The following is a 3,344-nucleotide window of genomic DNA, read 5'->3' on the forward strand; positions in this document are numbered from 1 at the left end:
CCCCATGGGGGTGCCCCCGACCGCTGTGAGGCGGTTCTCACATCGTGGCGGCCGACATCGAGCGGCACATCTCGGCACAGCGGCGACACGCCTCGGCACAGCGCATCATCTGAGTGTCGTCCGGCATGGACATACACGCCTCGGCGCACATGTCACAGGCCTTGGCGCACATCGCGCACATCTCGGCGGACAGCGGCGAGCGGCGCATCATCATGTCGGCGCACATGCGCGTCATCTCGGCGCAGTCCATGACGGCGCGCATGATCTGCATCTGGGCCGGGCCGCCCATCTGCAGGCAGGAGCTCATGGTCTCCTCGCACACACTGTGGCAGGCCATGCACGCCTGGACGCAGTCCTGCATCTCCTTGCTGAGCGGGGTCGTGGTGGCGGGCTGCTGGGTCATGACTTCCTCCCGGGGGGGACGGTGAGGGCCGGGGTCGGCCCCCGTGCCTTCCGTCCTACGCCTGCGCGGCGCTGCCCGCCATGGGGCGGAGGGAAGGAATCCGCCATGCGTGCGTCAGGGCTCCCCGGAACGACGGTCGCCCTCCGGCCCGGCGGAACGGGCGGAGGGCGACCGGTGAGGCGCAGCGGCAGCCTTCAGGGCCTGGCCTTACGGCAGGTTGCGGGCGATGACGATGCGCTGGACCTGGTTCGTGCCCTCGTAGATCTGCGTGATCTTGGCGTCGCGCATCATGCGCTCCACCGGGTAGTCGCGCGTGTAGCCGTAGCCGCCGAGGAGTTGGACGGCGTCCGTGGTGACCTCCATCGCCACGTCCGAGGCGAAGCACTTGGCGGCGGCGCCCAGGTAGGTGAGGTCGGCGTCGCCGCGCTCGGAGGCGGCGGCGGCCTGGTAGGTCAGGGCGCGGGCGGCCGAGATCTTCATGGCCATGTCGGCGAGCATGAACTGGATGCCCTGGAAGTCGGCGATCGGCTTGCCGAACTGCTTGCGCTCCTGGACGTAGCCCTTGCCGTAGTCCAGCGCCCCCTGCGCGATGCCGAGGGCCTGCGCGGCGATGGTGATGCGGGTGTGGTCGAGGGTCTTCATCGCCGTGGCGAAGCCGGTGCCCTCCTCGCCGATCATGCGGTCGGCGGGGATGCGGACGTTGTCGAGGTAGACCTCGCGGGTCGGGGAGCCCTTGATGCCGAGCTTCTTCTCGGGGGCGCCGAAGGAGACGCCCTCGTCCGACTTCTCGACGACGAAGGCCGAGATGCCCTTGGAGCGCTTGGCCGGGTCCGTGACGGCCATCACCGTGTAGTACTCGGACTCGCCCGCGTTGGTGATCCAGCGCTTCACGCCGTTGAGGATGTAGTGGTCGCCGTCACGGACGGCCTTCGTCTTCATGCCGGCGGCGTCGGAGCCGGCGTCCGGCTCGGATAGGCAGTACGAGAACATGCCGTCGCCCTTGGCGAGCGGGGTCATGTACCTCTTCTTCAGGTCCTCGGAGCCGGAGAGGATCACCGGGAGCGAGCCCAGCTTGTTCACCGCGGGGATGAGGGAGGAGGAGGCGCAGACGCGGGCGACCTCCTCGATCACTATGACGGTCGCCAGCGCGTCCGCGCCCGACCCGCCGTACTCCTCGGGTACGTGCACGGCGTGCAGGTCGTTGCCGGTCAGCGCCTCGAGCGCCTCCTGCGGGAAGCGGGCCTCTTCGTCCACCGCGGCGGCGTACGGCGCGATCTTCGCCTCGGCCAGGGAGCGGACGGCGTCACGGAGCATGTCGTGCTCCTCGGACGGGCGGTACAGGTCGAAGTCAGCCGATCCGGCCAAGGTCTCTCACGCTCCAAAACGCTGCGATGCTGACGCTAACTACCGTTAAGTAATCAAAAGTTTATGGGGTCGGCCCCGGGAGTGATACGTGAGCTAGACGACAGCGGAGAAGTTGCCCAGTGAAGCGCGTTCCCATGCCCCGGCTATGCTCGGGCGCGCACCGCATGCCGTAGACCCCTGGAGCACCCCATGGCCCTGAAGATCACCGTGATCGGCACCGGTTATCTCGGAGCGACACACGCGGCGGCCATGGCCGAGCTGGGCTTCGAGGTGCTCGCCCTCGACGTGGTGCCCGAGAAGATCGAGAAGCTGGAGCGCGCCGAGGCCCCGATGTACGAGCCGGGTCTCGAGGAGCTGCTGCGCCGGCACGTCGCCGGTATCGAGGGCTCCAGCGGGCGGCTGCGCTTCACCCAGGACTGGGCCGAGGTCGGTGCGTTCGGGGATGTGCACTTCGTCTGCGTGAACACTCCGCAGCGGCACGGCGAGTACGCCTGTGACATGTCGTACGTCGACTCCGCGATCGCCTCCCTCGCCCCGCATCTGCACGGGCCGGCCCTGGTGGTCGGCAAGTCGACCGTGCCCGTCGGCTCCGCCGATCGCCTGGCGACCTACCTGGCCGCGCACGCGCCCGCCGGCGAGGACGCCGAGCTGGCCTGGAACCCGGAGTTCCTGCGCGAGGGCTTCGCGGTCGACGACACGCTGCATCCCGACCGGCTCGTGGTGGGCGTGCGCAGCGAGCGTGCCGAGAAGCTGCTGCGTGAGGTGTACGCCACGCCGATCGCCGAGGGCTCGCCGTTCGTGGTCACCGACTTCCCGACGTCGGAGCTGGTGAAGACCTCCGCGAACTCCTTCCTCGCCACGAAGATCTCGTTCATCAACGCCATGGCCGAGGTGTGCGAGGCCGCGGGCGGTGACGTCGCCAAGCTGGCGGAGGCCATCGGCTACGACGACCGGATCGGCAAGAAGTTCCTGCGGGCCGGGATCGGCTTCGGCGGCGGCTGTCTGCCGAAGGACATCCGGGCGTTCATGGCGCGGGCCGGTGAGCTGGGCGCGGACCAGGCGCTGACCTTCCTGCGGGAGATCGACTCCATCAACATGCGCCAGCGCGGGCAGATGGTGGAGCTGGCGCGGCAGGCGCTGGGCGGCGGGCCGTTCCTCGGCAAGCGGGTGGCGGTGCTGGGCGCGACCTTCAAGCCCGACTCCGACGACGTACGGGACTCGCCCGCGCTCAATGTGGCCGGGCAGATCCATCTCCAGGGCGGCCAGGTCACGGTGTACGACCCGAAGGGCATGGACAACGCCCGGCGGGTCTTCCCGACCCTCGGCTACGCGGACTCGGCGCTGGAGGCCGTCCGGGGCGCCGACATAGTGCTGCATCTGACGGAGTGGCGGGAGTTCCGGGAGCTGGACGCGGAGGCCCTCGGCGAGGTCGCGGCGACCCGTCTCGTCCTGGACGGCCGCAACGCCCTCGACCCGGACCGCTGGCGCAAGGCCGGCTGGACGTACCGCGCGATGGGGCGCCCCAAGGCCTGACGATGCGTGAGAAAAGGTGACGCCGGTTCGGCCGAGGCTCAGT

The 3,344-nt window shown here is 69.5% G+C and carries 3 protein-coding genes; 1 reads left to right on the forward strand and 2 read right to left on the reverse strand.

The genetic code is table 11. The features are described from left to right. Nucleotides 1-37 precede the first annotated feature (37 nt). A complete protein-coding gene (locus ACFTZL_RS43065) occupies nt 38-403 on the reverse strand; it encodes a four-helix bundle copper-binding protein (protein WP_382595532.1) in 366 nt (121 codons plus the stop codon). Between the two features lie 207 nt (nt 404-610). Next, complete coding sequence (locus ACFTZL_RS43070) at nt 611-1,768, reverse strand: acyl-CoA dehydrogenase family protein (protein WP_382595535.1); 1,158 nt, start codon at nt 1,766-1,768, stop codon at nt 611-613. 189 nt (nt 1,769-1,957) lie between these two features. Here ACFTZL_RS43070 and ACFTZL_RS43075 point away from each other — a divergent pair, with 189 nt between their 5' ends. After that, nucleotides 1,958-3,301 carry a UDP-glucose dehydrogenase family protein gene (locus ACFTZL_RS43075; protein ID WP_382595538.1) on the forward strand — a complete coding sequence of 448 codons (1,344 nt, stop codon included), beginning with the start codon at nt 1,958-1,960 and terminating at the stop codon, nt 3,299-3,301. The last annotated feature ends 43 nt before the right edge of the window (nt 3,302-3,344 follow it).

The sequence above is a fragment of the Streptomyces sp. NPDC056948 genome (genome assembly GCF_042674225.1).
In the GTDB taxonomy this organism is placed as follows: domain Bacteria; phylum Actinomycetota; class Actinomycetes; order Streptomycetales; family Streptomycetaceae; genus Streptomyces; species Streptomyces purpurascens.